Annotated in this window: 1 protein-coding gene; it reads right to left on the bottom strand. The window is 74.2% G+C overall.

Annotated features, from left to right (window positions below):
- Positions 1 to 5247: type I polyketide synthase (locus ND748_RS24645; protein ID WP_251748362.1), on the bottom strand; the 5247-nt coding region annotated here is incomplete at both ends.

Here is a 5247-nt window from a genome sequence, read left to right on the forward strand (position 1 = left end):
GACGGGTCGAACGGGTCGGCCGCGCCGGCGGTCGGCCCGCTGGTCCCGACGGGACGCCATTCGAGGGTGTGCAGGGCGTCGGTCGCCGGCTGGAGGGCGTTCGCCGGCAGGGCCCGCAGCGCCAGCGAGCGCGCCCAGGCCACCGGCTCGCCGTCGACGCCGGTCAACAGGATCGAGACGGTGTCGGCGCCGGAGGGGGTGAGCCGTACCCGCAGCACGGTCACGTCGGTGGTGGTGAGCCGGACACCCGACCAGGCGAACGGGATCCGGACGCCGCTGCCGGCGCCGGAGCCGGCGAGTGGCAGCAGGTGCAGCGCCGCGTCCAACAGGGCCGGGTGCAACGCGAACGGCTCCGCATCCGCACCGGCCGAGTCCCCGGAGCCGCGGGAGTCCCCGGAGTCGCCGGAGTCGCCGGAGTCGCGGGAGTCGCCGGCGCCCAGGCGGATCTCGGCGAGCAGGGTTTCGCCGGCCCGCCAGGCCGCGGTGAGGTTGCGGAAGCTGCTGCCGTAGTCGTAACCGAGCTCGCGCAGCTGCTCGTACACGGTGTCGACGTCGAGCGGATCCGCCTCGACCGGCGGCCAGCTCGCACCATCCGCGAGCGGCCCGGGGGCGTCGTCACCGGAGATGCTCTCCCGCCGCAGGGTGCCGGTGGCGTGTTCCGCCCACGGAGCCTCCTCGCCGGCCCGGGAGTGCACGGCGAGCGCGCGGCGGCCGTGCTCGTCGGCGCCGCCGACCGAGACCTGCAGGTCGACTCGCCCGTGAGTCGGCAGGACCAGCGGCGCCTGCAGGGTGAGCTCGTCGAGCACGGGGGCATCTGCGCGCAGCCCGGCGCGTAGCGCGAGGTCGACGAACAGGCTGCCGGGCACGAGCGGAACTCCGCCGATGACGTGGTCGGCGAGCCAGGGGTGGCGGGCGGTGTCGAGGGTGCCGGTGAACAGCAGGCCGCCGTCGTCGGCGCGTTCCACCGCGGTGCCGAGCAGACCGGACTCCCGCGCCGTGTCGGTCGGTGCGCGGAACCAGAACCACCGCCGCTGGAAGGGGTAGGTGGGCAGGCGCGCCGGGACGGCCGGGGGAAGGAGGTCCTGCCAGGTGACGGGGAAGCCGTGGGTGTGGGCGGTGGCGAGGGCGGTGGTGAGGGTGTGGGTTTCGGGGTGGTTGGTGCGCAGGGTGGGGGTGGTGTGGGGGGTGTGGGTGGTGAGGGTGGGGTCGGGTCCGAGTTCGAGGTGGAGGGTGGTGTTGAGGGTGGTGAGGGTGTGGGTGGCGTCGTGGTAGCGGACGGTGTGGCGGGTGTGGCGGGTCCAGTAGTCGGGGGTGGTGATGGTGTGGTCGGCGAGGGTGCCGGTGAGGGTGCTGATGATGGGGATGCGGGGTGGGTGGAGGGTGAGGGTGGTGAGGGTGGTGTGGAGTTGGTCGAGGATGGGGTCCATGTGGGGGGAGTGGAAGGCGTGGCTGACGTGGAGGGTGCGGGTGCGGTGGCCGGTTTGTTGGTAGTGGTGGGCGATGGTGTGGGTGGTGGTGTGGTCGCCGGCGATGACGAGGCTGGTGGGGCTGTTGATGGCGGCGATGGAGACGGTGGGGGTGAGGTGGGGGGTGATGTCGGTTTCGGTGGTTTCGATGGCGATCATGGCGCCGCCGGGTGGGGCGGTGTGCATGAGGTGGCCGCGGGTGGCGACGAGGGTGGCGGCGTCGGGGAGGGTGAGGATGCCGGCGAGGTGGGCGGCGGTGATTTCGCCGATGGAGTGGCCGGTGAGGTAGTCGGGGGTGAGGCCGTGGTGGGTGAGGAGGTGGTAGAGGGCGGTTTCGAGGGTGAAGAGGGCGGGTTGGGTGTAGTGGGTTTGGTGGAGGAGGTGGGCTTGGGGGGTGTGGGGGGTGGCGAAGATGATGTCGCGGAGGGGGTGTTGGAGGTGGGGGGTGAAGGCGGTGCAGAGGGTGTCGAGGGCGTCGGCGAAGACGGGGAAGGTTTCGTAGAGTTGGCGGCCCATGCCGGGTCGTTGGCTGCCTTGGCCGGTGAAGAGGTAGGCGAGGCGGGGGGTGGGTGGTGTGTGGTGGCGGGTGAGGTGGGGGTGGTCGGTGTTGTTGTGGAGGGCGGTGAGGGCGGCGAGTGTGTCGGGTGGGATCAGGGTGGTGTCGGTGGGGTGGGTGTCGTTGGGGTGGACGAGGATGACGGCGCGGTGGGGGTGGTGGGTGCGGTGGCGGGCGAGGGTGGCGGCGATGGCGGCGGGGTGGGTGTCGGGGTGGGTGTGTAGGTAGGTGAGTAGTTCGCCGGCCTGGGCGCGTAGCGCCTGCTCACCGTGCCCCGACAACGCCCACAGCAGGGGCCGCGAGGGTGACCGGCCGACCGCCGCCCGAGCCGGTCCGGATTCGCGTCCGGCCGTCTGTGAGCTGTCCGCGGCTGCCGGGGGGGCTTCTTCGATGATGATGTGGGCGTTGGTGCCGCTGATGCCGAAGGAGGAGATGGCGGCGCGGCGGGGGCGTTGGCTGGGTTCCCAGGGTTGTTCTTCGGTGAGCAGGGTGATGGTGCCGCTGTCCCAGTCGACGTGGGGGGTGGGGGCGTCGATGTGGAGGGTGCGGGGGAGGGTGTGGTGGTGGAGGGCTTCGACGATTTTGATGATGCCGGCGGCGCCGGCGGCGGCTTGGGTGTGGCCGATGTTGGATTTGAGGCTGCCGAGGTAGAGGGGGCGGTCGGCGGGTCGGTGCTGGCCGTAGACGGTGAGTAGGGCCTGGGCTTCGATGGGGTCGCCGAGGCGGGTGCCGGTGCCGTGGGCTTCGACGGCGTCGATGTCGCCGGGGGAGAGGTCGGCCTGTGCCAGGGCGGCCTGGATGACCCGTTGCTGGCTGGGGCCGTTGGGGGCGGTGAGGCCGTTGCTGGCACCGTCGGAGTTGACGGCGCTGCCGCGGACGACGGCGAGGACGGGGTGGCCGTGGCGGAGGGCGTCGGAGCGACGCTCGATCAGCAGGATGCCAATGCCCTCGGCCCAGCCGGTGCCGTCGGCGGCGGCGGCGAACGGCTTGCAGCGGCCGTCGGGGGCGAGTCCGCGCTGTCGGCTGAACTCCAGGAACATGCCCGGCGTCGACATCACCGTCACGCCGCCGGCCAGGGCCAGGTCGCATTCGCCGCGGCGTAGTGCCTGGGTGGCCAGGTGCAGGGCGACGAGGGAGGAGGAGCAGGCGGTGTCGACGGTGACCGCCGGCCCCTCCAACCCGAACGTGTACGCCACCCGGCCGGAGATGACGCTCGACGTCGTACCGGTCAGCAGGTACCCGTCGCCACCGCCCGCCGGCTCGTCCAACCGGGGGCCGTAGTCCATCGCGGTCGCGCCGACGAACACGCCGGTGCGTGAGCCGCGCAGCGAGTCCGGCGCGATCGTCGCCCGCTCGAACGCCTCCCACGCGGTCTCCAGCAGCAGGCGCTGCTGCGGGTCCATCGCGGTCGCCTCACGCGGGCTGATGCCGAACAGGCCGGGATCGAAGTCCCCGGCGCCGTCGAGGAATCCGCCTCGGCGGGAGTATGTGGTCCCGACATGGTCGGGGTCGGGGTCGTAGAGCGCGTCGAGGTCCCACCCGCGGTTGGTGGGGAACGGGCCGATGGCGTCGCCGCCGCGGGCGACGAGCTCCCACAGGTCCGCCGGGGACGCGACGCCGCCGGGGTAGCGGCACGCCATGGCGACGATGACGATCGGATCGTCCGCGTCGGCGGTGCGCGCAGCCCGCTGCCGGTGCGCGCCCGCGCCGGCCGGCTCGCCCGCGACCAGCCGGTCGAGGAAGCCAGCCAGGGCCGCCACGGTGGGATGGTCGTAGACGACCCCCGCCGGCAGCGCGAGGCCGGTCGCCTCCGCCAGCCGGTCGCGCAGCTCGACCCCGGCCAGCGAGTCGAAGCCGAGGTCGCGAAACGTCCGACGGCGGTCGATGCCGGCCGCCGAGTCGTGACCCAGCACCACCGCGGTCCGGTCGAGGACGAGGGCGAGCAGCTCCCGCGCCCGGTCCGGGTCGACGGGCCCGGTCGGCTCGGTCGGCTCGGCTGGCTCGGTGAACCCGTGGCCGGCTGGCCGGGCGGGCGGAAGGCCGACCGCGTCCCGTCCGTCGGTGTCCCGTCCGTCGGCTTCCTGTCCGATCGCTTCCTGTCCGTCGGCTTCCTGTCCGTCCGCGCCCCCAGCGCCGCCGTCGGGACCGCTCGGGGCGTCGGCCAGCCAGTGCCGGCCGCGCTGGAAGGCATAGGTGGGCAGGTTCACGGCTCGCCCGCCGGCGGCGGCCAGGGGGCCCGCCCAGTCCACCTCGGCGCCGCGCACGTGGGCGGTGGCGAGCGCCGTCAGCAGCGTCGCCACCTCCGGTCGGCCCCGGCGCAGCGTGGGGACCGCGCCGGGCACCAGCGCGCTGAGCACCGCGTCGGGACCGAGTTCGAGCAGGCCGATCGGGCCCGCCGCGGCCAGGGCCTGGGCGCCGGCGGCGAAGCGCACCGTCTCGCGGACGTGCCGTGCCCAGTAGTCGGGTGAGGTCACCTGCTCGGCGGTGGCCAGCGTCCCGGTGACATTGCTGACCAGCGCGACGGCGGGCGGGCGCAGCGTCACCGAGCCGGCGACCTCCCGGAAGGCGGCGAGCATGCCGTCCATGCGCGGGGAGTGGAAGGCGTGGCTGACGGTCAGCCGGCGGGTGCGCCGACCGCGCTGGGCCAGCACGGCGGCCACCTCGAGGGTGGGCCCCTCGTCTCCGGAGATGACGACCGCCCGGGGGCCGTTCACCGCGGCGATGGCCACCCGCCCGGCGTTGCCGGCGAGCAGTTCCAGGACCTCCGGCTCGTCCGCCTCGACGGCGACCATCGCGCCGCCGCCCGGGAGCTCGCCCATCAGCCGGCCGCGGGCGGCGATGAGCTTCGCCGCGTCGGCGAGATCGAACACGCCGGCGACGTGTGCGGCGGCCAGTTCGCCGATCGAATGGCCGGCGAGCAGGGCGGGGTGCAGCCCCCGGCCGGTCACCAGCCGGAACAGGGCCACCTCCACGGCGAACAGCGCCGGCTGGGTGTAGCGGGTCTCGCCGAGCAGCGCCGCCTCGGGGCTGCCCTCGGCGGCGAACACGACGTCGCGCAGCGGTCGGTCGAGATGGGGGTCGAACGCCGCGCACAGCTCGTCGAAGGCGGCGGCGAAGGCGGGCAGAGCGGCGTGGAGCTGTCGGCCCATGCCCGGGTGCTGGCTGCCCTGCCCGGTGAACAGGAAGGCCCAGCGGCCCGCCGGCTCGCCGCGGCCCGGGCCGGCC

The organism is Frankia sp. AiPs1 (assembly GCF_023716945.1).
GTDB lineage: Bacteria > Actinomycetota > Actinomycetes > Frankiales > Frankiaceae > Frankia.